The organism is Janthinobacterium sp. BJB446, from assembly GCF_002735655.1.
Lineage (GTDB): Bacteria > Pseudomonadota > Gammaproteobacteria > Burkholderiales > Burkholderiaceae_D > Janthinobacterium > Janthinobacterium lividum.
Genome location: NZ_PDZK01000006.1, coordinates 95,446 through 118,421 on the forward strand (window position 1 = coordinate 95,446; position 22,976 = coordinate 118,421).

Annotated in this window: 19 protein-coding genes and 4 tRNA genes; 11 read left to right on the forward strand and 12 right to left on the reverse strand. The window is 61.5% G+C overall.

Going from position 1 to position 22,976, the window contains the following annotated elements:
- The first annotated feature begins 142 nt into the window (after positions 1 to 142).
- Positions 143 to 1,156: a D-2-hydroxyacid dehydrogenase family protein gene (locus CSQ92_RS25770; RefSeq protein WP_099395763.1), complete on the forward strand. Its 1,014-nt coding sequence runs from the start codon at positions 143 to 145 to the stop codon at positions 1,154 to 1,156.
- Here CSQ92_RS25770 and CSQ92_RS25775 read toward each other — a convergent pair.
- Positions 1,144 to 1,917: an L-asparaginase gene (locus CSQ92_RS25775; RefSeq protein WP_099395764.1), complete on the reverse strand. Its 774-nt coding sequence runs from the start codon at positions 1,915 to 1,917 to the stop codon at positions 1,144 to 1,146. The two genes, CSQ92_RS25770 and CSQ92_RS25775, sit on opposite strands and share 13 nt — an antisense overlap.
- A 179-nt stretch (positions 1,918 to 2,096) precedes the next feature.
- Here CSQ92_RS25775 and CSQ92_RS25780 point away from each other — a divergent pair, with 179 nt between their 5' ends.
- Positions 2,097 to 2,582 (forward strand): asparaginase domain-containing protein, encoded by a 486-nt coding sequence (locus tag CSQ92_RS25780; protein WP_034781194.1) that lies wholly within the window; start codon positions 2,097 to 2,099, stop codon positions 2,580 to 2,582.
- Between the two features lie 520 nt (positions 2,583 to 3,102).
- Complete coding sequence (locus CSQ92_RS25785) at positions 3,103 to 5,847, forward strand: TonB-dependent receptor (protein WP_092613252.1); 2,745 nt, start codon at positions 3,103 to 3,105, stop codon at positions 5,845 to 5,847.
- A gap of 136 nt (positions 5,848 to 5,983) precedes the next feature.
- Here CSQ92_RS25785 and CSQ92_RS25790 read toward each other — a convergent pair whose 3' ends face one another.
- Both CSQ92_RS25790 and dinB read right to left on the reverse strand, forming a co-directional pair.
- Positions 5,984 to 6,880: a recombination-associated protein RdgC gene (locus CSQ92_RS25790; protein ID WP_034754435.1), complete on the reverse strand. Its 897-nt coding sequence runs from the start codon at positions 6,878 to 6,880 to the stop codon at positions 5,984 to 5,986.
- A 118-nt stretch (positions 6,881 to 6,998) separates the two neighbouring features.
- The gene (gene dinB / locus CSQ92_RS25795) at positions 6,999 to 8,153 is read right to left on the reverse strand and encodes a DNA polymerase IV (protein WP_034781190.1); all 1,155 of its coding nucleotides are present in this window, start codon (positions 8,151 to 8,153) and stop codon (positions 6,999 to 7,001) included.
- Between the two features lie 173 nt (positions 8,154 to 8,326).
- On the opposite strand from dinB, the gene CSQ92_RS25800 reads away from it, so the two are divergent.
- The 5 genes from CSQ92_RS25800 to CSQ92_RS25820 all read left to right on the forward strand — a co-directional run bounded on the left by CSQ92_RS25800 (position 8,327) and on the right by CSQ92_RS25820 (position 11,235).
- Positions 8,327 to 10,501 (forward strand): S9 family peptidase, encoded by a 2,175-nt coding sequence (locus CSQ92_RS25800; protein ID WP_099395765.1) that lies wholly within the window; start codon positions 8,327 to 8,329, stop codon positions 10,499 to 10,501.
- A gap of 100 nt (positions 10,502 to 10,601) precedes the next feature.
- Positions 10,602 to 10,677: transfer RNA gene (locus tag CSQ92_RS25805), tRNA-Val, on the forward strand.
- A 54-nt stretch (positions 10,678 to 10,731) separates the two neighbouring features.
- Positions 10,732 to 10,808: transfer RNA gene (locus CSQ92_RS25810), tRNA-Asp, on the forward strand.
- 217 nt (positions 10,809 to 11,025) lie between these two features.
- Positions 11,026 to 11,101 (forward strand) — tRNA-Val (locus CSQ92_RS25815).
- Between the two features lie 57 nt (positions 11,102 to 11,158).
- Positions 11,159 to 11,235 (forward strand) — tRNA-Asp (locus tag CSQ92_RS25820).
- Positions 11,236 to 11,397: 162 nt separating this feature from the next.
- Here the strand turns inward: CSQ92_RS25820 and CSQ92_RS29135 are convergent.
- Positions 11,398 to 11,571 (reverse strand): hypothetical protein, encoded by a 174-nt coding sequence (locus CSQ92_RS29135; protein WP_180277113.1) that lies wholly within the window; start codon positions 11,569 to 11,571, stop codon positions 11,398 to 11,400.
- A gap of 38 nt (positions 11,572 to 11,609) precedes the next feature.
- Here CSQ92_RS29135 and CSQ92_RS25825 point away from each other — a divergent pair, with 38 nt between their 5' ends.
- From CSQ92_RS25825 to CSQ92_RS25835, 3 genes are all read left to right on the forward strand, one after another.
- Complete coding sequence (locus CSQ92_RS25825; RefSeq protein ID WP_143450437.1) at positions 11,610 to 12,449, forward strand: hypothetical protein; 840 nt, start codon at positions 11,610 to 11,612, stop codon at positions 12,447 to 12,449.
- Complete coding sequence (locus CSQ92_RS25830; protein ID WP_099395767.1) at positions 12,440 to 13,066, forward strand: ATP-binding cassette domain-containing protein; 627 nt, start codon at positions 12,440 to 12,442, stop codon at positions 13,064 to 13,066. The genes CSQ92_RS25825 and CSQ92_RS25830 overlap by 10 nt, the downstream gene beginning before the upstream one ends.
- Before the next feature lie 136 nt (positions 13,067 to 13,202).
- On the forward strand, positions 13,203 to 13,541 hold the full coding sequence (locus CSQ92_RS25835; protein WP_099395768.1) for a CzcE family metal-binding protein: 339 nt from the start codon (positions 13,203 to 13,205) through the stop codon (positions 13,539 to 13,541).
- A gap of 69 nt (positions 13,542 to 13,610) precedes the next feature.
- Here the strand turns inward: CSQ92_RS25835 and ahpF are convergent, their stop codons facing one another.
- From ahpF to CSQ92_RS25875, 8 genes are all read right to left on the reverse strand, one after another.
- Positions 13,611 to 15,206 carry an alkyl hydroperoxide reductase subunit F gene (gene ahpF, locus CSQ92_RS25840; RefSeq protein WP_092613242.1) on the reverse strand — a complete coding sequence of 532 codons (1,596 nt, stop codon included), beginning with the start codon at positions 15,204 to 15,206 and terminating at the stop codon, positions 13,611 to 13,613.
- A gap of 98 nt (positions 15,207 to 15,304) precedes the next feature.
- The gene (gene ahpC / locus CSQ92_RS25845) at positions 15,305 to 15,868 is read right to left on the reverse strand and encodes an alkyl hydroperoxide reductase subunit C (RefSeq protein ID WP_034780873.1); all 564 of its coding nucleotides are present in this window, start codon (positions 15,866 to 15,868) and stop codon (positions 15,305 to 15,307) included.
- A 188-nt stretch (positions 15,869 to 16,056) separates the two neighbouring features.
- Positions 16,057 to 16,461, reverse strand: a complete 405-nt coding sequence (locus CSQ92_RS25850; protein WP_099395769.1) for a DUF3597 domain-containing protein — start codon at positions 16,459 to 16,461, stop codon at positions 16,057 to 16,059.
- Positions 16,462 to 16,631: 170 nt separating this feature from the next.
- Positions 16,632 to 19,475, reverse strand: a complete 2,844-nt coding sequence (locus CSQ92_RS25855; RefSeq protein WP_257219353.1) for an EAL domain-containing protein — start codon at positions 19,473 to 19,475, stop codon at positions 16,632 to 16,634.
- Positions 19,476 to 19,609: 134 nt separating this feature from the next.
- Positions 19,610 to 20,002 carry a D-ribose pyranase gene (gene rbsD, locus CSQ92_RS25860; RefSeq protein ID WP_034780878.1) on the reverse strand — a complete coding sequence of 131 codons (393 nt, stop codon included), beginning with the start codon at positions 20,000 to 20,002 and terminating at the stop codon, positions 19,610 to 19,612.
- A gap of 13 nt (positions 20,003 to 20,015) precedes the next feature.
- Positions 20,016 to 20,924, reverse strand: a complete 909-nt coding sequence (gene rbsK, locus CSQ92_RS25865; protein ID WP_070257812.1) for a ribokinase — start codon at positions 20,922 to 20,924, stop codon at positions 20,016 to 20,018.
- The gene (locus tag CSQ92_RS25870) at positions 20,921 to 21,979 is read right to left on the reverse strand and encodes a LacI family DNA-binding transcriptional regulator (protein WP_099395770.1); all 1,059 of its coding nucleotides are present in this window, start codon (positions 21,977 to 21,979) and stop codon (positions 20,921 to 20,923) included. Before CSQ92_RS25870 ends, rbsK begins: the two co-directional genes overlap by 4 nt.
- 14 nt (positions 21,980 to 21,993) lie before the next feature.
- Positions 21,994 to 22,965 (reverse strand): ABC transporter permease, encoded by a 972-nt coding sequence (locus CSQ92_RS25875; protein WP_034780885.1) that lies wholly within the window; start codon positions 22,963 to 22,965, stop codon positions 21,994 to 21,996.
- Positions 22,966 to 22,976 lie beyond the last annotated feature (11 nt).

Sequence of the window (22,976 nt, forward strand, 5' to 3'; positions counted from 1 at the left end):
AAGTGCCGGCGATTGTACACCCGCCAAACAGCTATTCTCGCAAAAATGTAGGAGAATAGCTTGACTAATGTAGTAGGCTATTCAGCATTTCCCGTATCCTGTTATTTCCCTACCAAATCCTCACTAAAATCGGCCATCCACCATGAAAATTGCCATACTTGATGATTACCAGGATGCCGTGCGCAGCCTCGATTGTTTCCAGTTACTAGATGGCCATGAGGTCAAAGTGTTCAGCAATACGGCGCGGGGCCTGGGCCAGCTGGCGATCCGTCTGGCGCCGTTCGATGCGCTGGTGCTGATCCGCGAACGCAGCAGTTTCAACCGGGCCTTGCTGTCGAAACTGCCGAATTTGAAACTGATTTCGCAAACGGGCAAGGTCAGCGGACACATCGATGTACCGGCCGCCACCGAGCTGGGCATCGCCATCGCGGAAGGCATCGGCTCGCCCACTGCGCCGGCCGAACTGACGTGGGCGCTGATCATGGCGGCGCAGCGCAAGATCGTGCCGTACGCGCAACATTTACAGGAAGGGCTGTGGCAAACGTCATCCATCGAGCCGGCGCGCAACACGCTCGGCACGGTATTGAAAGGGCGCACCCTGGCCATCTGGGGCTACGGCAAGATCGGTCAATTGATCGCCGGCTATGGCCGCGCCTTCGGCATGACCATCCTCGTGTGGGGCAGCGAAGCGAGCCGCGCGGCAGCCGTGGCGGCCGGCGATACGGCGGCGGCATCGCGTGTAGCCTTCTTCGAGCAGGCAGACGTGCTGAGCTTGCACCTGCGCCTGTCCGACAAGACGCGCGGCCTGGTCACAAAAGAGGACCTGGCGCGCATGAAACCGACTTCCCTGTTCGTCAACACCAGCCGCGCCGAACTGGTCGCCGATGGGGCACTGGAAGCGGCACTGCCGCAGGGACGCCCGGGCGCCGCGGCGCTGGACGTGTTTACGGACGAGCCGCTGCCGCCAAGCTCGCCATTGCTGCTGCTGCCGAACGTGCTGGCCACGCCACACCTGGGCTACGTCGAGCGTGACAGCTATGAACTGTATTTCCGCTACGCCTTGCAAAACATCGTCGATTTTGCGCAAGGCCAATGCACGCGCCTGCTCAATCCCGAGGCATTGCAACACGCGCGGCAAGCCCCTCAGGAGCGCTGAAAGCCCTTCAACAAATCGGGCTCGCCCGTGATACGGATGCCGGGCGCCGGCAGCACGTGCCGGCCGCGCCACAGGCCGGCCCAGCCGGGCGGCCAGGCGAGGTCCGGCCCACTGTACGGCGCCACGCCGGCGCGCACGGCGACGACCGGCACGGGCGGCATGTCTTGCAAGGGCTCGCCTGGCGTGCGCTGCATGTCCAGGCTGTACATGTAATTGGGCAATAAAGCATCGCAGACGCGGGCAAACCAGTCGCTATGGTCGTCGTCGCGCCCCAGCGCCTGCGCCAGGCCTTGCGGATCGAAACGGGCCAGGGCATCGATCAACTCGCCAGTGGTGGCGCCGGGCGTATCACCCCAGCCCATCACGGGGTTGACGTTGTAATCGGCGCCCGAGCCGTACCAGCCTTCGCGCCAGGGCCGCTGCATCCAGTCGCGCGGCCCCGCAAACAAATGCCAGCGCCAGTGCAGGCCGGAAGGCTTGGGCCAGGAATACAGATACAGTTTCTGATAGCCGGCCTGGTGCAGCTCGCGCACCATGGCCATCAGGCGTGCATGCGGCATGCGGTCCGGCGGCGCGCGGCGAAACAGGATCGCTTCGCCATCGGCGAATTGCACGTCGTCGGTCGACAGGTTCAGGTCCAGGGTCCGCGCTTCGCTACCGAAACGGGCGGCAATCCAGCCCGTCAGCAAATTGACGGACGTAATCACCCCGTAGCCGCGGTGGCGGTGAAAAATGACGGTGCCGGGAGCGAGCGCTTTCATACGGAGTCGGGGGTGGCAGGCAAACAAAGAAACCAGTGTACTCACAGATGGCCAAATTTTCCAGATGCGGCGCGGCAGCAGGGCGGCAAGCACGCTGCCCCATCTGCGGCGGCATTCACGCAACGGTGCCAATCCACGCTATCATGCGCGTCATTCTCCACTGACATCGTGACCACATCATGACTTTGCGCATACTCGCCACTGGCGGCACTTTCGACAAACACTACAACGAATTGAACGGTACCCTGGGCTTTTCCGACAGTCATTTGCCGGCAGCGATTGCCCGTGCGCGCATGACGGCGCCCGTGGCGCTGGAGCAACTGCCCCTGCTCGATTCGCTCGACATGCAGGATGCGGACCGCCAGCGCGTGCTGGCCTCGTGCCGCGCGGCACAGGAAAAAGCCATCGTCATCATCCATGGCACCGACACCATGCGCGAAACGGCGCAAGTGCTGGGCGCGGCGAACCTGCAGCAAACGGTGATCTTGACGGGCGCCATGATTCCCTACGAAATCGACAACTCCGATGCCTTGTTCAACCTGGGCTTTGCCTGCGGTGTGGCGCAAACCTTGCCAGCCGGCGTATACGTGGCCATGAATGGCCAGATCTTCGCCTGGGACAATGTGCAAAAGAACCGCGCCGCCGGCGTATTCCAACCCTTGTAAGCCTTTGGCAGACGGGGCGCGGCAAGCGGACCGGCACACGGTCTGACTGACACTCTGTCACAATTCGACCAGCCCGTTTTAACGGGCTTTTTTTACGTTTTTTTACCTTTCATAAATTCTGCAAAGCAATAGTTTTTCTCGAATTATTGTAGGTAAAACATCGAATTGCCAATAGAATAATTTTATGTTGTAAAAAAACACCATTGATAATTTTTAAAAACGACGATATATATAAATATAAAACTGTAATTTAACAGTTAAATTAAATATTCTTCTGTATCCACAATTTATTGCCAAATCCGACACGGTTGAGGTGCATTTTTTCTTGCTGAGACGACATAATGTTTGCCTCGACAAGTAAGAAGTGCATTTATAACAATATTGCGCTAAGTAGTCTTCCACCTCCCCCAGACGTGGTTCCGCCTACCGTACACGCCTCCGCTGGCCATCCATCCGATGGCTTGAGCGGTGCTCGTGTACTGCTTGTCGTTATTAAAACTACTACGGAGTAATTGTTATAATGGCATTTAAAGAAAAAATTGGCGTGCGCAGCGTACGCCTGGCCCTGACCGTCCTGGCAGGTAGTGTCTTGTTCTCTGGCCAATCCATGGCGGACGAAGCAATTCAAAAAGTTGAAATTACCGGTTCGAGTATCAAACGTATCGCCGTCGAAGGCGCACTGCCAGTGCAGCGCCTGACGCAAGAAGCGATCGCCCGTACCGGCGCTACCACCGTGGCTGACCTGGTACAAAGCCTGCCAGCCATGCAAGGTTTCACCATCGGCGCCGTGGCTGCCGGTTCCAACTCGGGCGGCCGCACCAGCGCGTCGATCCATGACATCGGCGAAAGCTACACCCTGGTCCTGTTGAACGGCCGCCGCATCGCGCCACAAGGCTCGGGCACCTCCGTCAACCTGAACGCCATTCCAATGAGCGCGGTTGAGCGCGTCGAAATCCTGACCGACGGCGCTTCGGCACTGTACGGCTCGGACGCTATTGCCGGCGTGATCAACTTCATTCTGAAGAAAAATGTCCAAGGCGGCACTCTGGAAGCCACCTATGGCGGCCCGGAAAATAAAGGCGGCAACGCCTGGAACACCAACGTCACCTACGGCTTCGGCGACCTGGACGAAGACCGTTTCAACGTGCTGGTATCGTACCGCCACGATGAGCAGTCGAAACTGCGCGCAACGGACCGTTCGTTCGCTCGTTCGTCGTTCATTCCTGTCAGCTATGGCGGCAAGAACTACATCTACGACCGTACCAGCACCTCGACCGCGCCAGCGAATGCCACCGTTGCGTTCAACAATAGCGCGACGCAACCGATCATGTTCAATCCGTACCTGGCAGCCAGTGGCCCCCGCAACGATTGCGGTCCGACCAACTACGTCACGGCAACCAATAGCAAGGCTTGCGGTTTCGATGGCGGCTCGACGGTTGAAATCGTTCCAGAATCGAAACGCGACAGCCTGTTCGCCCGCGGTACCTACAAACTGACGGACAACCTGAATGCGTTTGCCGAAGTGGCCCTGTCGCGCTTTGACCTGACGGCACGTATCGCCGCCAACCCGGTACCGATCAGCATCGCCAAGAACAGCGCACTGTACAACCAGTACGTGCGCCCAGGCCTGACACAAGCACAGCATGACGACGTGAAATCCGTTACCGCCAACTACCGCATGGTCGACTGGGGCACCCGCGCCAGCAACACCATCACCGACACCAAGCATTTCGTCGTCGGCGTGGAAGGCGAAGTCGGCGAATGGAACGTGGAATCGGCCCTGACCTGGTCGCAAAACGCGATCGACGAGCGCTACGTGGGCGGCTATGCCAAGAACGCCGACTTCGTCAAGATGCAGAGCAATCCGCAGTTCAACCCATTCTTGCCAGCCGGTAACGCATCGCCAGAACTGCAAAAGCTGATCAACGATTCGCAATTCAACGGTTCGATCCGTACGGCATCGACCACCATGCGCGGTATCGATGCGCACGGTTCGCGCGAACTGTTCACCCTGCCAGGCGGCAAGGCCAATATCGGTATCGGCGGCGACTACCGCGAATACAAGTACGAGCAATCGCCAAGCGCCGGTGCCAGCACCAGCACGATCTACAACTTCAACACCTCGCCACGTTACGACCTGAGCCGCGAAACCTACGGCGTGTTCGCCGAGTTGCTGGCACCTGTCACCAAAACGGTGGAAGTGAGCCTGGCTGGCCGTTACGACACCATCACCAAGATCGACAACGGTGTGGTGAACAAGTCCATCGGTAAAGACCAAAGCGCCAGCACCTACAAAGTGACGGCACGCTGGCAGCCAGTGCAGCAAGTACTGCTGCGCGGTTCGTACGGCACGGGCTTCAAGGCACCGAGCATGCTGGACATCGGCCAGCCGCTGGTCAACAACGGCTTCACGGCAAAACCATGGAACTGCCCGTTCCCAGGCGACGCCATGTGCCGTCCAGCAGCAACCCAGTACAACCAATTGGCTGGTGGTAACGAAAACCTGAAACCGGAAAAATCGAAGCAATACACCGTCGGTTTCCGTATCGAACCTAGCTCGGCATTCTCGTTCGGCGCCGACCTGTGGGACGTGAAGATCACCGACGCGGTCTCGGCCGTCAGCGAAACCCAGGCCTTCGGCAATCCAACGCTGTACAAAGACCTGTTCGGTACCTACATCGAGCCATCGACCGGCCTGCCTTACTTCGCCTTCAAATCGCTGTCGATGAACATCGGCCAGACGCATAACCGCGGTATCGACTGGGACATGACGGCGCGTCATCGCTTTGATTTCGGTAACCTGACGGCCAACCTGAGCGGCACCCACATGCTCAAGGCTGACTACACCGTGCCAGGCACCAAGAATCAGTGGACGACCAACATGAACTACTTCGGCATCACCGATGCAGTCACGTTCCGTAACCTGGTCAAGCTGAACATGAGCCTGGAAACCGGCAAACTGACCAGCACCATGGTTGTCAGCTATCGTAACGGCTACACCGATGCAGCCGCTTCGGTACTGAACGTCGATACCAGGAAACTGGAAACGATCCGTCTGGAAGTTCCTTCGTACACCACCGTCGATCTGCAAGGCCGCTATGCCTTCAACTCGGCTGTGACGCTGCGCGCTGGTATCAAGAACCTGTTTGACCGTGAACCGCCTCTGTCGCTGCGCGCTTCGTCGGGCCACCAGGTTGGCTTCGATCCACGCTACGCCGATCCAATGATGCGTTCGTTCTACTTCACCGGTAGCTACAAGTTCTAATTTGATGTCTTAAATTAGATTGTCCTGAAAGCGCCTTGCACCTCACCGTGCAAGGCGCTTTTTTTATGTTGCAACATATTGCACAGGCGAAAAAAAAGGAGCCGCAGCTCCTTTTTTTGTAGCAGCATGGCTGCTGTTACGCCGTCGCTTCGCCGCCCAATGCCTCGACCACGTCGGCCATCAGCTTGCTCAGTTCGCCCGTCATCAGCATCACGTCGCCGTCGAAACGTTCTTCGTCGTTCTTCGTGCTCGATTCCGTTTCCTTGATCACGTCCAGCGGCTTGACGCTCTTGATGGCCAGCGATTCCGTCAGCACGAACGAAATCTTGTCGTTCCACGTCATCGCCAGGCGCGTGCACTGCTTGCCGGCCGCGATGTGGCGGCGCACGTCGTCCGCTTCCAGAGTGTGGCGCACATAGCGCACGGTGGCCTTGCTTTCGCCCGTGGCGCGCAATTCCGTATCCATGTCGACCGTGAAGCCGGCAGGCGCGTCGTCGGCCTGCAGCCATTCCGTCATCACCGCCACGGGCGAGCGCTGCACGCGCAGGCTTTCCAGCGGTAATTTGTCGACGGCTTTCAACAGCAGCTTGATGACTTCATCGGCCTTTGCCGGGCTGGCGGCATCGACCACCAGCCAGCCATTGACGGGGTCGATCCACGTCCAGACGTTGCTGCGGATGCTGAAGGCGCGCGGCAGCAACTCGTCGGCCACGCGCTCCTTCAATTCCTTCATGGCTTTCTTGCCAGGCGCAAAGCCTTGTGCTTCTTCCATCTCGGCAGCGCGGGCCTTGGCCACCTGATTGATGACGGTCGCTGGCAGCAGTTTCTTTTCCGTGCCCAGCAAGATCAGCATCTGCTTGTTGACCACGTGGACCAGACCGCCGTTCGGGCGTGGCGTATCCCAGCCCTGGCGCATCAGATCCATGCTGGTCGCCGGCGTAAATTTGTTCGAGGACAAGGCCTCTTCCAGTTGTTCTGGCGTATAGGCCCATGGTGCGGGCAGGCGGTAAATCTGAAGATTCTTGAACCACATAGTTTTTGTCTTCCGTTTGTTTCAGTAGTGCCAGGGGAACGCCATTCTACACTTTCGACACGGGAATGCCGTCAAAAGCGCGGACTGGCGCGGTGTTGTTGATGCGTGGGGAATGCCGCTACAGGGCGGGAAACAGCTCCGCCTGGGCCGGCGCCTGCCGCGTCACGATGGCCGGATCGGACAAGGTCGAGATACGCACGCCCAGCAGGCGAATTTTCTTTTCAAATGGCACGCGCCGCAAGCAATCGCGGCTGGCGCGCAGGATGGCGGCCGCGTCCGCCGTGGCGCTGGGCAAGGTGATGTCGCGCGTGACGGTGCTGAAATCCTCGAAGCGCAGCTTGATGCCCACCGTGCGCCCGGCCAGCGACTGCTTGTCGAGGTCACCGGCCACGCGCGTGCACAGGCTTTCCAGCTTTTCCGACAGGGTGGCGCGGTCGCGCACCACCTGCAAGTCGCGCTCGAACGTCGTTTCGCGGCTGACGGACTTGGTTTCCCGGCTCGTCTGCACAGGCCGGTCATCGATGCCCAGCGCCGCCTGGCGCAGCCAGCCCGTGTACAAGTCGCCAAACTGCGTGCGCAGCATGGCCATGTCGGCCCGTGCCAGCTCGCCGATGGTGACGATGCCCAGGGCCTCCAGCTTGGCCGTCGCCTTCGGGCCGATGCCATTGATCTTTTTCGCCGGCAAGGGCCACACGCGCGCTTCGATATCCTCGGGCTGCAAAATGGTGAGACCGTCCGGTTTTTCCAGGTCGGAACAGATTTTCGCCAGCAATTTGTTGGGGGCCAGGCCAATCGAGCACGACAGGCCCGTCGCCTCGGACACGGCCGCCTTCAGGCGCGCCGCCATGGCCGGCGCCTGCTCGCCATACTCCGTCAGGTCGACATAGATTTCATCGATGCCCACGTTCTGGATGATGGGGCACAGCTGGGCCACGGCCTGCTTGAAGCGCGCCGAATACTCGCGGTAAGCTTCGAAGTCGGCCGGCAACAGGATGCTGTCGGGCGCCAGCTTGGCCGCCTTCATGATGCCCATGGCGGAAAACACGCCAAACGCGCGCGCCGCATAGGTCGACGTGGTGACGACGCCGCGCCCCACGTAATCGCGCATGCGCGCAAACTGCCGCGTGCCGTCTTCCTGCAGCACGGGCTGCTGCAAGCGCCCGCCGCCGATGACGACGGCTTCGCCGCGCAGTTCCGGATATTTTAAAAGTTCCACGGAGGCAAAGAAGGCATCCATGTCCAGGTGGGCAATCCAGCGGCGGGTTTCAGGCAATGTAAGGGCAGATGTGGTCAAGGGCACCTCGCGGCGGGATGCTGTCGAATACTGTAATTATATACAGTATCACTGCAAATGTCCGTGGATGCAAGTTGAAACGCATAAGCACGGCGGTTGCTTTTCTCAATAGCAAGATTACAATCCTGACACAACTATGAAAGGGAATCGCCTTGTCCATCGCCCATCACGCTTCGCGCCGCCGGTCCGCCTGGTTATCCATCCTGCCGGCCCTGCTGCTGTCCACACTGGCGCCATCCGCGCTGGCCGACGCCACCAACACCGTTGCCGCCACCCTCGCCACCGCGCCTGTCGCCGCCAAGACGGCGTGGCAGGAAACGCGCCACGGCACGGTCGTCACGGACGACTACCGCTGGCTGCAAAAGAAAACCGATCCTGCCGTGATCGATTACCTGAATGCGGAAAACGCCTACACGGCCGCCGTCACGGCCCCGATCCAGCCGCTGGCCGACAAGGTGACTGCGGAGGTCAAGGGCCGCATGCAGGAAGTGGACCTGTCCGTGCCTGCGCGCCAAGGCAATTTCTACTATTACACGCGCACGGAAGCGGGCAAACAATACCCGATTCACTGCCGCCGCCCGGTCGGCAAAAACGGCGCCTACGATGCGCAGGCGGCTGAGGAAATCTTGCTGGATCAGAATCAATTGGCCGAAGGCCAGAAGTTCTTTGCCGTGCGCGCATTCAGCATCAGCCCGAATGAACAGTTGCTGGCCTACACCACCGACACGACGGGTTTCCGCCAGTACGAGCTGCATGTCAAGGATTTGAAGACGGGCAAGTTGCTGGGCGATACCATGCCTCGAGTCACGTCCCTGGCCTGGGCGGCGGACAATGCCACCCTGATGCTGACGCAGGAAGACGCCACCACCAAGCGCGCGGACCGATTGTTCCGCCTGCCGCTGGGCGGCACCTTGCAGCAGGTCTATCACGAGCCGGTGGAACAGTTCGCCATCGGCGTGAGCCGCACGCGCGACCATCGCTACTTTGTGCTCACCGCGCGCAGCACGGATACGAGCGAAGTGCTGCTGCTGCCAACGAGCACGCCGCAAGGCACTTTTCAATCCGTGCTGAAACGTGAAAAAGGCCACCGCTACGGCATCGAGCACCGCGATGGCCAGCTGTATATTCTGACCAACAAGGAGGCGAAGAATTTCCGTGTCGTCAGCGCGCCGCTGTCCGCGCCGCAGCCGCAGAACTGGAAGCCCGTCGTGCCGCACAACAAGGATGCCGTGATCCAGTCCATCGACGTCTTCCAGGGCTACCTGGTGGTGATGGAAAAGGCCCGTGCCCTGAACCGCGCGCGCATCCTTGATTTCGCGCATAAAAACTGGAAAACGGTGCAGTTCGACGACCCCGTCTATCTGGCGACATCCGTCGGTACACCGGAATTTTCGTCCACGCAATTTCGCATGTCCTACCAGTCGCCCGTCACGCCGCCCACCATCATCGACGTCAGCATGCAAGACGGCAAGCGCACGGTGCTGAAGCAGCAGGAAATCGTCGGCGGCTTTGACGGCAGCCGCTACACCACGCAGCGCCTGTGGGTGAAGGCGCGCGATGGCGTGCAAGTACCGCTGTGGATCGTCTACAAGAAAGGCGTCAAGCTCGACGGTTCCGCGCCGCTGCTGCTGTACTCGTATGGTTCGTATGGCATTTCCACGGAAGCCAGTTTTGCCATCAGCCGCATCAGCCTGCTGGACCGTGGCGTCATCTATGCGCAGGCGCATATCCGCGGCGGCACGGACATGGGCGAAGCCTGGCATGAAGACGGCATGCTGATGAAGAAGAAAAACACCTTCAATGACTTCATCGACAGCGCCGACTACCTGGTGCGTGAAAAATGGACCAGCCCGAACCGCCTGATCATCCAGGGCGGCAGCGCGGGCGGCTTGCTGATGGGCGCCGTCGTCAACATGCGCCCGGACCTGTTCCACGCCGTGCATGCGGCCGTGCCGTTTGTCGACGTGATGAACACCATGATGGACGCCAGCCTGCCGCTGACGACGGGTGAGTACCTGGAATGGGGCGACCCGAACCAGAAGGCGGCCTACGACTACATGCTCAGCTACTCGCCGTACGACAACATTGCGCGCAAGAATTACCCAGCCATGCTGGTGACGACGGGCCTCAACGACAGCCAGGTCATGTACTGGGAACCGGCCAAGTATGTGGCCAAGCTGCGCGCGTACAAAACGGATGGCAATCCCCTGCTGCTGAAAACGAATATGGGCGCTGGCCACGGCGGCGCCTCGGGCCGCTATAACGCCATCGCCGAGAATGCGTTCAATATGGCGTGGATGCTGTCGCAATGGGGTATTACAGAGTAAAGTGAAAAAAAGCGCTTGCAGAAGGATTTCGCCCGTCCTATAATAGCGCCTCTTCCAGACGTGGTGACAAACGTCGGGATGGTTTTCTGAGACAAGCAACGGGTGCTTAGCTCAGTTGGTAGAGCGGCGCCCTTACAAGGCGTAGGTCGGGAGTTCGAGCCTCTCAGCACCCACCAAATCAGAAAACTGTCCAGTGCTTCATGGATCAGCAATACAGATCATACGAGCTTGGAGTGGTAGTTCAGTTGGTTAGAATACCGGCCTGTCACGTCGGGGGTCGCGGGTTCGAGTCCCGTCCGCTCCGCCAATAAAAGAAAAGCCCTTTGGTTCTCTGAACCGAAGGGCTTTTCCCATTTCGGAAGCAGAAAAAGCGTCAGCCCTCCCTCGCCCCGAATATTTTTGCGTTTTTCAGCAAAAAAATGCTTTTATCCCATAAGAATAGTTGCACAAGGGGGAAAGCGCCCCCTATAATAGTGCCTCTTCCAGACGTGGTGACAAACGTCGGGATAGTTTTCTGGGTATGCGGGTGCTTAGCTCAGTTGGTAGAGCGGCGCCCTTACAAGGCGTAGGTCGGGAGTTCGAGCCTCTCAGCACCCACCACCAATACAGAAAATTATCCAGTGCTTCATGGATCAGCAACACAGATCATACGAGCTTGGAGTGGTAGTTCAGTTGGTTAGAATACCGGCCTGTCACGTCGGGGGTCGCGGGTTCGAGTCCCGTCCGCTCCGCCAATAAAAGAAAAGCCCTTTGGTTCCCGGAACCGAAGGGCTTTTCCCATTCTGGGACCACAAATGCTCTAGAATCAGCGCTCCTGCTGACTCTGCCGCTCCTGCCTCGATGCGCTTGCCCCGTAGTACTCATCCCTATATCGCTCTGCGGCTGCGCCTGGCCCATCATGCTTTGCTGCAATTTGCCGCCAGCCTGACCAGTTCCATGGAAATCTTCTTTTTCCTGGCCGGCCCCGTCTTGCTGGGCTTGCTCAGCGTCATCGCCCTGCCCGGTTTTCTCGCCATCACCTTGCCCTGGCCCGCCGCCCTGGCCCTGCTGGGCGCGCAAGCGTTGTTCACTTGCCTGCCTGCCCGCCTGGCTGCTGCGCAAGCGATTGTTGCCGGCCCCCCTCGCCGCCTGGCTGCGCCAGCTGCCCTTGCCGCGTCGCCTGCGCTGGCAAGCCGACGTCGCCGTGGCCGGCCTGCTGATGCTGCCGCTGGGACTCGCCTATGCCGTCTCGGCCAGCATCTGGCTGGCGCAGTCGCCTCCCTGGCTGCGCCCGATTGCCGCCCCCGGCATGGCTGCCACCCTTATCGTCTGGCTGCTGGCGTGGCTGCTGACGACGCTCATCGTGGCGCAGCGCCTGCGCGCGCCGCAGCCCACACAAAGGGCGCGCCCGCCAACGATGACCGCGTATGTGCCGCAACGGCCCCGCTGGCGCACCGTGTTCCTGTGGCGTCAGCTGTTCTGGCTGCCATTCTGGCGCAATGACAATGTGATCGGCCTGCAGCAAAGCGTGCTGCTGGCCACGGCTGGCGCCAGCATGCTGGCCTGGCTGCTGCGCGCACCGCTCGTGCCGGCGCCGCTGCTCGGTTTGCTGGCCAGCGCCAGCCTGGTCATTCTGACGGACCGGGGCGACAAGGCCGTGCGCGAGCAGATCGCCGTGCTGCGCCCCACGCTGAACGCCTGGCCCATGGCCAGCACGGCCTTGACGCGCCTGGCTTGCGCGGCCAGCCTGCTGCCCGCCTTTGCCGTGCTGCTGGGCGCTGGCGTCTTGCTGTATTGCATAGATCCAGCCGCCTTGCGGCAGCGCGTCACCAGCGTGTACGCCATCACCGCCAGCCTGGCCCTGCTGGCCATCGTCGGCCTGCCCCGCCTCACGGCGCGCGGGCGAGTCACCCTCGTCGTCCTGTCCATCCTTGCCTTGAGCGCCATCGGAAGCGAATTATGGAATTGAACCTGTCGTCCCCCACCCTGCAGATCGAACACCTCGATTTCCACTTCCCCACGCACAGCGTCTTCCAGGGCTGCAATCTGCAATTCGGCCCCGGCATCACCTGGCTGCGCGGCGCGAACGGGGCCGGCAAGACGACCTTGCTGAAGCTGGCAGGCGGCGCCCTGCTGCCCGCGCGCGGCGCCATCCGCCTGGACGGTATCGACAGCGGCTTCATGCCGCTGGCCTACCGCGCGCAAGCGTCCTATTGTGGCGGCGACGCGCCCGCCCTGCCCTGGCTGCAAGTGCACGAATTTCTCGACCTGCATCTGGCCCTGTATCCGGGCAGCGACCAGTCCCTGCTGAACGACGAGCTGAGCGCGTTTGCCATGACGTCGACCTTGCAGCAAAGCATCAACGCCCTGTCCCTGGGCCAGCATAAAAAACTGCAACTGGCGCTGGCCCTGGCCCTGCCCGTGCGCCTGCTGCTGATCGATGAACCGTTCAACGGCCTCGATGCGGCGGCCATGCTGCACCTGCGCGCGCGCCTGGCCGATCCGGCCCGCCTGGCGCGCCAGTGCATCGTGCTGACCAGCCACCTGGCGCCGGACGTGCCGCTGGCAGCCACGGTGGAAATATAGACAGGAAATACAGCTTTGCAGATCGACCAAGGACAGCTTACGATGCCGTGTTGCAAAATCCGGCGATCCCGGTGCAGCCATTACCCATAACACGGCGCGCTTATTCACCGCGCCAGGCTTATTCTTGGAGATTACTATGTTGAACACCCACCGCAGCGCCCTGGCGATTTTGTGCGCCGCCTTCGCCGCCTCGGCCATCGCGGCCGGTCCGACAGGCACGCCCGCCGACTATGGCAGCAGCGCCCCGCACGCCGCCGCCCAGCGCAGCATCGACCTGCAGCCCGACACGCGCCACATCAACGTCACGCACGGCGAAACCGTCACCATCGCGCGCGCCGGCCAGCGCTTTACGTGGCACGTGCAAACCTTCAACAACAGGACCGTCTTCGCCCTGGCCGACATCGCACCGAAGGACATGCCCGTCGATGGGATTCAAGTGTATGTGGCCGGCAACCCGCTGTACGCGGGTAGCTGATTTCCTGCGCTCATAAAAAAACCGGAACCACCTTGCGGCGTTCCGGTTTTTTTTGATACGGCTCAATAGTTACGCCGTCAGCGCTTCCTTGGCGGCAGACTCTTCGACCACTTCCTCGTCATCCGAGCGGATCAGGTGGTCAAAGGCGGACAAAGCTGCCTTGGCGCCTTCGCCGGTGGCGATGATGATCTGCTTGTACGGCACCGTGGTGACGTCGCCGGCCGCAAACACGCCGGGGACCGAAGTCTGGCCACGTGCATCGACTTCGATTTCGCCGTGGCGCGACAACGCTACCGTGCCTTTCAGCCACTCCGTGTTTGGCACCAGGCCGATTTGCACGAAGACGCCTTCCAGCTCGACCTTTTTCGACTCGCCGCTGACCCGGTCCGTGTAGCTCAGGCCATTGACGATCTTGCCGTCGCCGTGGATTTCGGTGGTTTGCGCCGACGTGATCACGGTCACGTTAGGCAAGCTGTGCAGCTTGCGTTGCAGCACCGCATCGGCGCGCAGTTCCGCGCCGAATTCGATCAGGGTCACGTGCTTCACCAGGCCGGCCAGGTCGATCGCCGCTTCCACGCCCGAGTTGCCGCCGCCGATCACGGCCACGCGCTTGCCCTTGAACAGCGGACCATCGCAGTGCGGGCAGTAGGCGACACCGTGGTTGCGGTATTCCTTCTCGCCCGGCACGTTGATTTCGCGCCAGCGGGCACCCGTGGCCAGGATGACGGTCTTGGCTTTCAAGATGGCGCCATTGGCCGTTTCAATCTGCACCAACTTGCCTGGCGTCAATTTCGCGGCGCGCTGGGTGTTCATGATGTCGACTTCGTATTCCTTGACGTGCTGTTCCAGCGCCATGGCGAACTTCGGACCATCCGTTTCCTTGACCGAAATAAAATTCTCGATGGCAAGGGTATCGAGCACCTGGCCGCCGAAACGCTCGGCCAGCACGCCCGTCTTGATGCCTTTGCGGGCCGCGTAGATGGCCGCTGCCGCGCCGGCAGGGCCGCCGCCGACGATCAGTACATCAAAGACGTCTTTCTTGTTCAGCGCTTCCGCCTGGCGTGCACCGGCATTGGTGTCGAGCTTGGCGAGGATTTCCTCGACATTCGTGCGTCCCTGGCCAAAGTGCTCGCCATTCAGGAACATCATCGGCACGGCCATGATCTGGCGCGCTTCCACTTCTTTCGGGAACACGCCGCCATCGATGGTGGTGACCTTGATGCGCGGGTTGATCACGGCCATGGCATTCAATGCCTGCACCACTTCCGGGCAGTTATGGCAGGAGAGCGAAATAAATGTTTCAAACTCGTAATCGCCGTCGAGGTTGCGGATCTGCTCGATCACGGCGTCGTCGAACTTGATGGTGTGGCCGCCCACTTGCAGCAGCGCCAGCACCAGCGAGGTAAATTCGTGGCCCAGCGGCACGCCGGCGAAACGCACGCCGATGTCGGAGCCGGTACGGTTGATGCTGAACGACGGGGCCCGTACGCCAGCGTCAAGGCGCTCGACCAGCGTGATCTTGTCGCTCAACAGGACTATCTCCTGGAGCAATTCCTTCATCTCGCGGGCTTTTGCGCTGTCATCGAGAGAGGCGACCAGCTCAAGCGGATACACCACTTTTTCCAGGTAGGATTTCAGTTGGGTTTTGAGGGTTGCATCTAACATGATTTTTTCTTCCTTTACAAATATTTAGGCGAATGCCGGGCCGGACGCCCGGTCCGGCATCGCGGTAACTACTTGTTTGCTACGTGCTGCATCGAGACTTAGATCTTGCCAACCAGGTCCAGCGATGGGGTCAGGGTTGCTGCGCCTTCCGTCCATTTGGCTGGGCAAACTTCGCCTGGGTGAGCGGCAACGTATTGAGCTGCCTTAACTTTGCGCAACAGTTCCGATGCGTCACGGCCGATGCCGTTGTCATGCACTTCCAGTACTTTGATGAAACCGTCCGGGTTGATGACGAAGGTACCGCGCAGTGCCATGCCTTCTTCTTCGATCATGACTTCGAAGTTGCGCGACAGGGTACCGGTTGGGTCGCCGATCAGTGCGTATTGCACTTTCTTGATCGCGTCCGAGGTGTCGTGCCATGCTTTGTGCGCGAAATGCGAATCGGTCGAGATGCCGTAGACATCGACGCCCAGCTTCTGGAATTCAGCGTGGTGATCGGCCAGATCTTCCAGTTCGGTTGGGCAAACGAAGGTGAAGTCGGCTGGGTAGAACACGAATACCGACCACTTGCCTTTCAACGACGCTTCCGTCAGGTCGACGAATTTGCCATTGTGGAATGCGGTTGCCTTGAATGGTTTAACTTGGGTATTGATGAGCGACATAGTCATTTCCTCTCGTGTGGTGAATCAGTAAGACCCTAGTGTAAGGGGTTTTATTCCATATGCAAAATTGATTGTCACAATAGTTTCAATTAGTTTTAGCTATCACGACGCCATGGGAACTCCATGATAGGCAGTTCCCACAGGATTGGATAGCGGTGACAGTGGATACCCCTGCCACCGCCAGGTGTTTAGTTCTTCAGTTCGTCCGGTACCTTGCCGCCGTTTTCCGCCAGCTTGATCATCACCTGGCGGTGCAGCCAGATATTCATGCTGGCCGAATCATTGGTGTCACCCGTGAAATGCAGCTCTTGCGCCAGTTCCTTGCGCGAAGCGAGGCTGCTGTCGAGTTGAAGCAGTTTCATCAGGTCGACGATGGACGTGCGCCAATTGAGTTTTTCCGCGTTCTTGCTGGCCAGGTCGACCAGCACCACTTCCACGTCCACCACGGGCACGGCAGCCGCTGGCGCAGCAGGTGCAGGTGCGGCCGCCGGTGCTGCGGCAGGTGCTGTCGTGGCGGCGGCCGGCGTGGCTGCCGAGGCAGCGTCGGACGAATGGTGGAAGATCTTGTTGTAGATATTGCTGAAAATGCCCATGAGGTCACCTCGAGTTGAGTGAATGGAAGAAATATTGCCTGCGCACCCGGTGTAGGTACCGGTGACAGCAAAGCTGGGCGCAGGCGCCAGCCCGTCGAGTATAAGCCCGTTCAAGCCGGGAGCCCTGTCCCGCAGGCTTGCGTCAGATCTGGTGGCCGGCGACGCCTGTTTCAAGGGTGCAAGGGCCGCTGCGCATGCAGCAGGGCATCGAACGCTTCGATGGTCAGCGGCGGCGCAAACAGCTCGCCTTGCGCAAAATCGCAGCCGATCTCCAGCAGCCGCGCGCGCTGCTCTTCGGTCTCCACCCCTTCGGCAATGACCTGCAAACCCAGCTTGTGGGCCATGGTGACGATGGCTTCGCACAGCACCAGTTCGCTGGCACCGGGCGCCAGCTTGCGCACCAGCACGCCATCGAGCTTCAGGTAATCGATGCCGCACTGCTGCAGCTGCGTCAGCGAGGCATGGCCGCTGCCGAAGTCGTCGAGGGCGATCTGCAGGCCCGCTTCGCGCAAGTGCTGCAGGCGGGGCGCCATGCTATTGCCGCTAGGTAAAAGTACATCTTCGCGCATGTCGAGCACGATGGCCGAGGCCGGCACATCGAGCGCCATCAGTTGGCGCAGCCAGGTGCCGGGCGCCTCCACTTCGCGCTGCAGCTCCAGCGGCGACTGGTTCAGGCACAGTTGCAGGCCCGGCAAACCGATGGCATGGCCCTGCGCGCGCCAGTGCAGCAGTTGCGCGGCCGCCGTGTGCAGCACCCAGTCGCCGATCTCCACGATCAGGCCGCTGCTTTCGGCCAGCGCCAGGAAATCCGGCGGGCAGACCACACCCCGCTGCGGATGGTGCCAGCGCAGCAAGGCTTCCGCCTTGGCAAGCTTGCCGCTATGCAGCTCGACGATGGGCTGGTAATACAGCTGCATCTGCTGTTCCCGCAGGGCCGTGCGCAAATCCGCCCCCATGCGCATGCGGTTGACGGCCGCCACCTGCATGGCAGGCGTAAAGTAACTGTAGCGGTTGCGCCCCGCCCCTTTCGACACATACATGGCCTGGTCCGCCTGCTTGAGCAAGTCCTCGATCGTGCCCGCGTCGTCCGGATACAGGGTGATGCCGATCGAGGCCGAGACGAACGCCTGCTCCTGTCCCAGCAGAAACGGCGCCAGCAAGCCGTCGAGTATCTGCCGCGCGATGCGGTCAACTTGCTGCAGATCATCAAGGTCGGACAGGATTACCGTGAATTCATCGCCGCCCAGGCGCGCCACCGTATCCGTCTCGCGCACGCCCACGCGGATGCGCCGCGCCGCCTCGATCAGCAAGATATCGCCCTGGTGGTGGCCCAGGGTGTCGTTGACTTCCTTGAAGTGGTCGAGGTCGATGAACAGGATGGCCACGCGGCTCGCATCGCGCCGCCCCTGGGCCAGCGCCTGGCGCAAGCGCTCGTGGAACATGCGCCGGTTCGGCAATTGCGTCAGGGTATCGAAATTGGCTTGCTGCCAGATCAGCGCTTCCGTTTGCCGCTTGTCCGTCACGTCTTCCAGCATGCACAGGTGGTGCGGGCCGCCGTGACGCGCCGTGGCGATGGCCGTCACGGAAGCGTCGACCCACACCACGCCGCCATCGGGCCGCACGATCCGCTTGGCATGGCGAAAGCCCTGCAGACTGCGCGCCAGCAACTGCGCCACCTGCTCTTGCTCGCCGGCCACATCGTCGGGATGGCTGATTTCCATCCAGCTCGTTTGCTTCATGTGTTCCAGGCTGCGCCCGCTGATGGCCAGGTAGCGCGGATTGATGTCGAGAAACTGTCCGCTCACGGTATCGATCAGGGCGATGCCCATGGGCGCTTCCTCGAACATGGTGCGAAAGCGCAATTCTCCCTGGCGGATGGTGTCCTCCGTGCGGCGGCGCTCGCGCGCCAGGTTGTTGAAGTGAAAGGCGGCCGACACGGCCAGCAAGCTGCCCGCCAGGCCCAGCGACAGGTACAGCCAGCCCAGGTCGGCGCCTGGCACGGCACGGTACAAAAACCCCTTGTAGACGCGGCTGTCCGTGGCATTGCGCGGCAGCACGCCCATGCTGGCATACGTGTCGGCGATGTGCTGCCAGCGCTGGGGATTCATGTAGCCGAGCTCCACCAGCACGGGCTGCAGCAGCAATTCCATCTGCTGCGCTTCGTACAGCAGGTGCGCGCGGTCGTGGCGCTGGCTGTACTTGGCAAGGATCACGCGCGCCATTTCCTCGCGGTGCGCCATCGCATATTGCCAGCCGCGCAAGCTGGCCGCGCGGAACGCTTTGACACGCTCGGGATGGCGGCGCATTTCGTGCTCGCTGGTAAACAAGTTGTCGCCGTAGAAATCGATGCCGGCCGTGCGCGGCGTAAACTGGTAGTAGGAAAAGCCCGCCCGATCCAGGTAATCCGGTTCGTTGGTGGAATATGCGGCAATCGCATCGACCTTGCCATCGATCAAATCCTCGATACGGTAGCTGGGCGGCAAGTGGCGCATCTGCTGCGGCGCGACGCCCATTTTCGCCAGGAACAGCGACACTTCATCGGCTGCAAGCGCCACGTCGGTGGCCGCACCGATCATGACGGGCGCCCCCACCAGCTTGCGCACGTCGGGCGCGCCGCCATGCTGGCGCATCAGCAGCACGCTGGGCGAATGCTGGAACACCACGGCCAGCACCACCACGGGCTTGCCCGCCAGCCGGCTGAGCAACAAGGTGCTGTTGCCCACGCCATACTCGGCCTGGCCCGTCAGCACGGCCGCCTCGGCCAGCCGTCCGCCACCGCCTTCGACCAGCTTCACCTCCAGCCCCGCCTCGCGGTAATAGCCTTGCTCGATGGCCGCATAATAGCCGGCGAACTGGAACTGGTGCGTGAAATTGAGTTGCAGGGTAACGGGTTCCAGCGCCCGGGCTGGTGTGGCCAGGCACAGCAGCAGGAGGAAAAAGCCGCGCCAGCCGTGCGCCAGCCTGCCGGCGAGCGGCAAGACAAAGCGGAAAGCGTCGGGGGCTTTCATCGGCATGGCGGAACACCACAGGAAGCTGCCGAGCTGGCAGGGGTAAGGCTATTGTAGCCGCCCCTTTTGCCGATGGATAATTATTTCAGTGAGGACAATAGCGTTGATGTTTTTGGCAAACAATTTCGCGTTTGTTTGCGCTAGAACACGACGCCGGCCACCAAAATCACGTTGGCGTACGGACTGCACTCGCCCGTACGCACGATGGCGCGCGCGCCCTTGCTCAATTGCTTGAACTCGTCGTGCGTCACCTGGCGCGCATCGGGCAAAGCCAGGGCCGCCACCTGCGCCGCCATGGCCGGATTATGCTGCGGCAACTCGCTGGCGAGCAAATGGTATTCCACCTGCATTTCGCTTAATACCGTGTTGACGGTATCGATGAAGCCGGGGATGCCGCGCGTCAGGGCCAGGTCGATCAGGGGCACGCCCGGTTGCGACGGCAAGCCCGCGTCGCCGATGACGAGCATGTCGCCATGGCCCAGCGACGCGATCAGTTGCGACAGTGCGATATTGAGCAGCGGTGATTTTTTCATGGGCGTGGTGTCGTTAGAACAGCTCGTGCAAGTGGGGGATCGACGTTTGCGCGCCGGGCTTGGTGACGCTCCAGGCGGCCGCGCGCTGGCCTTGCTGGATCGCTTCCGCCTCGTCCATGCCGGATGCCAGGCCTGCCACAAAACCGCCGATGAAGGTGTCGCCGGCGGCCGTCGTGTCGACGGCTTTCACCACTTCGGCGGGGAAGGTGAAGTCGCCGCCGTACAGGGCCGCGTGCACGCCCTTGGAGCCCAAGGTGATGATGACGTTGTCGCTGCCCAGCTTTTGCAGCGCGGCGGCCAGCGCCTTGGCATCCGCGCCTTCCGGGCTGACGCCGGCCAGCATGGCCGCTTCGATTTCATTCGGGATCAGGTAGTCAACCAGTTCCAGCACGCCTTCCGGCAGGCTGGCGGCCGGGGCCGGGTTCAGCACCACGGTCTTGCCCAGCGAACGGGCCAGCTTGATCGCGTGCACGACGGTGGCCATCGGCGTTTCCAGCTGCAGCACGACAATATCCGCCTGTTCGATCAAGCCTTGCGCCGCGTCGATGTGCGCAGGGCTGAGCAGATCGTTGGCGCCGCCGGCGATCACGATACTGTTCTGGCCGTTGTCGTCCACCAGGATGGAAGCGATGCCGGACGCCACGCCCGGCAAGGTGGTGATGTGGCTGTCGATGATGCCGTCGCCCACCAGCGCCGCGCGCAAGGTGGTACCGAACGCGTCGTCGCCCACGCAAGCGACCATGGCCACTTGCTGGGCGCCCGCCACTTTGCCGCTCAGGCGGGCGCAGGCGACGGCCTGGTTGGCGCCCTTGCCTCCAGGAATGGTTCGAAAAGCGCCGCCCGTCAGGGTCTCGCCGGGGAGGGGCATGCGCGGCACGCGCAAGACCAGGTCCATATTGATGCTGCCGATAACCACGATCATGATGTCATTCCCATCAGTTCAGTTGCAGGTGAAGAAGTAGGTGCGGAAGAAGGTAGCGTGACGGCCGCGCTGGAGCCGCGCACGTGCAGTTCCGGGGCAATGCTGCGCTGCTGGCGCGGCAAGGCGGGATCGGCGATGCGCGCCAGCAGGCAGGCGGCCGTGATGCGGCCCAGTTCGCGCGTATTTTGCGCCACGCTGGTCAAGGCCGGATGCACGAAGCTGGCCAGGTCGATATCGTCGAAGCCGACGACGGCCAGTTCGCCCGGCACGGCAATCCCGCGCTCGGCGGCGGCGCGCAAGGCGCCGAAGGCCATCAAATCATTGCAGCAGAACAAGGCGTCCGGGCGCTGGCCTGGCGGCAGCGCCAGCAAGTCCAGCGCGGCCGCATAGCCGCCCGCACTCGTAAAATCGCCATGGCGGCACAGCGTATCGGCCAGAGCCACGCCCGCCTCCGCCATGGCGCTACGCACGCCGGCTATGCGGTCATTCGAGATGCTCACTTCACGGGGACCGGCGATGCAGGCGAGGCGCCGGCGTCCCAGCTCCAGCAGATGGCGCGCGGCAAGGGCACCGCCGGCGCGGTTGTCGACGGCCACGGCATCGATGGACAGGTCGCTGGGCGCGCGGTCGAGCAGCACGGCCGGCACCTTCATCTTGCGCAGCAATTCGCCATCGCTGTCGGCCAGCGCGGACAGAATCAGGCCGTCGCAGCGCTTGGTCAGCAGCACGTTCAGATAGTCGCGCTGCTTGACGGGGTCGTCATCGGAATTGCACAGGATCACGCTGTAGCCGGCCGCGTAGCAACTGTCCTCGATGCCGCGCGCCACTTCCGAGAAATACGGGTTCGTATTATTCGGAATGATCAGGCCGATAGTGCCCGTGCTGCGGCTGCGCAGGGAACGCGCCAGCGCGCTGGGCACGTAATGCAATTGCTCCGCCGCCGCCAGCACGGCGCGGCGCGCCTCGTCGCTGACGGGGCGGGTATTGTTGAGGACGTGCGAGACGGTGGTAAACGACACCCCCGCCGCCTGCGCCACTTGCTTGATGGTTGCCATGGGCGATGTGGCGCTTAGGCGCGTTCGCCGCGGCGGCGGTAGGTGTCGAGCACCACGGCCGCGACGATCACCAGGCCCGTGACGATGCGTTTCACGGGTTCGGACACGCCCACTTGCGCCAGGCCCGCTTCCAGCACGGAAATGATCAATACGCCGATAAAGGTGCTGATGACGGAACCGCGCCCACCCATCAGGCTCGTGCCACCGATCACGACGGCGGCGATCACTTGCAATTCCATGCCCACGCCGCCGTTCGGGTCGGCCGCTTCCAGGCGCGACACCTGGAACAGCGCGCCCACGCCGGCGAGAAAGCCCATCAAGGCAAACACCAGTACTTTCGACGGTTTTGTATTGATGCCGGACAAACGCACGGCTTCTTCATTCGTGCCGATGCCGATCCAGTGGCGGCCCAGCACCGTGCGCGTGAGCACCAGGTGGCCGATGACAACGATGGCGATCGAGGCGATGAAGGCGGGCGACAGGCCGAAGGCGATCGGCGAACTGATGCCGTCAACGGCGCTGCCGATGTATTCCGTGCGCGAATTCGTCACTTGATACGCGAGGCCCCGTGCCATTTCCAGCACGCCCAGCGAGACGATGAACGAGGGAATGCGCCAGCCGACGGAAATCAAGCCCGTGGTGGCGCCGCACAGGGCGGCAACGAACATGCCCAGCAGGGCGGCGCTCCACACGGGCCAGCCCCAGTGCACGACGGCCAGCGACAGCACGGAAGCGGCCAGCGCCATCACGGAACCGACCGATAAATCGATGCCGCCGATGATCAGTACAAACGTCATGCCGACCGCCATCACCACCAGGGTGGGGATGTTGTTCGACAGGGTGCTCAAGGTCGCCAAGGTAAAGAAGTTTTCGCTGGCAAACGAGAACAGCACGCACATGGCGACCAGGGCGCCGATCAGGCCCGCATAGTTTTTCAGGTCGGCCAGGCTGCGCTGCAGATACGAAGGAGAGGAATTGGTGGTCATGGGAATCTTTC

Coding starts and splice junctions, on each gene's coding strand:
- CSQ92_RS25770 (WP_099395763.1), top strand. CDS start 143: ATGAAAATTGCCATACTTGATGATTACCAGGATGCCGTGCGCAGCCTC.
- CSQ92_RS25775 (WP_099395764.1), bottom strand. CDS start 1,917: ATGAAAGCGCTCGCTCCCGGCACCGTCATTTTTCACCGCCACCGCGGC.
- CSQ92_RS25780 (WP_034781194.1), top strand. CDS start 2,097: ATGACTTTGCGCATACTCGCCACTGGCGGCACTTTCGACAAACACTAC.
- CSQ92_RS25785 (WP_092613252.1), top strand. CDS start 3,103: ATGGCATTTAAAGAAAAAATTGGCGTGCGCAGCGTACGCCTGGCCCTG.
- CSQ92_RS25790 (WP_034754435.1), bottom strand. CDS start 6,880: ATGTGGTTCAAGAATCTTCAGATTTACCGCCTGCCCGCACCATGGGCC.
- CSQ92_RS25830 (WP_099395767.1), top strand. CDS start 12,440: ATGGAATTGAACCTGTCGTCCCCCACCCTGCAGATCGAACACCTCGAT.
- CSQ92_RS25835 (WP_099395768.1), top strand. CDS start 13,203: ATGTTGAACACCCACCGCAGCGCCCTGGCGATTTTGTGCGCCGCCTTC.
- ahpF (WP_092613242.1), bottom strand. CDS start 15,206: ATGTTAGATGCAACCCTCAAAACCCAACTGAAATCCTACCTGGAAAAA.
- ahpC (WP_034780873.1), bottom strand. CDS start 15,868: ATGTCGCTCATCAATACCCAAGTTAAACCATTCAAGGCAACCGCATTC.
- CSQ92_RS25850 (WP_099395769.1), bottom strand. CDS start 16,461: ATGGGCATTTTCAGCAATATCTACAACAAGATCTTCCACCATTCGTCC.
- CSQ92_RS25855 (WP_257219353.1), bottom strand. CDS start 19,475: ATGCCGATGAAAGCCCCCGACGCTTTCCGCTTTGTCTTGCCGCTCGCC.
- rbsD (WP_034780878.1), bottom strand. CDS start 20,002: ATGAAAAAATCACCGCTGCTCAATATCGCACTGTCGCAACTGATCGCG.
- rbsK (WP_070257812.1), bottom strand. CDS start 20,924: ATGATCGTGGTTATCGGCAGCATCAATATGGACCTGGTCTTGCGCGTG.
- CSQ92_RS25870 (WP_099395770.1), bottom strand. CDS start 21,979: ATGGCAACCATCAAGCAAGTGGCGCAGGCGGCGGGGGTGTCGTTTACC.
- CSQ92_RS25875 (WP_034780885.1), bottom strand. CDS start 22,965: ATGACCACCAATTCCTCTCCTTCGTATCTGCAGCGCAGCCTGGCCGAC.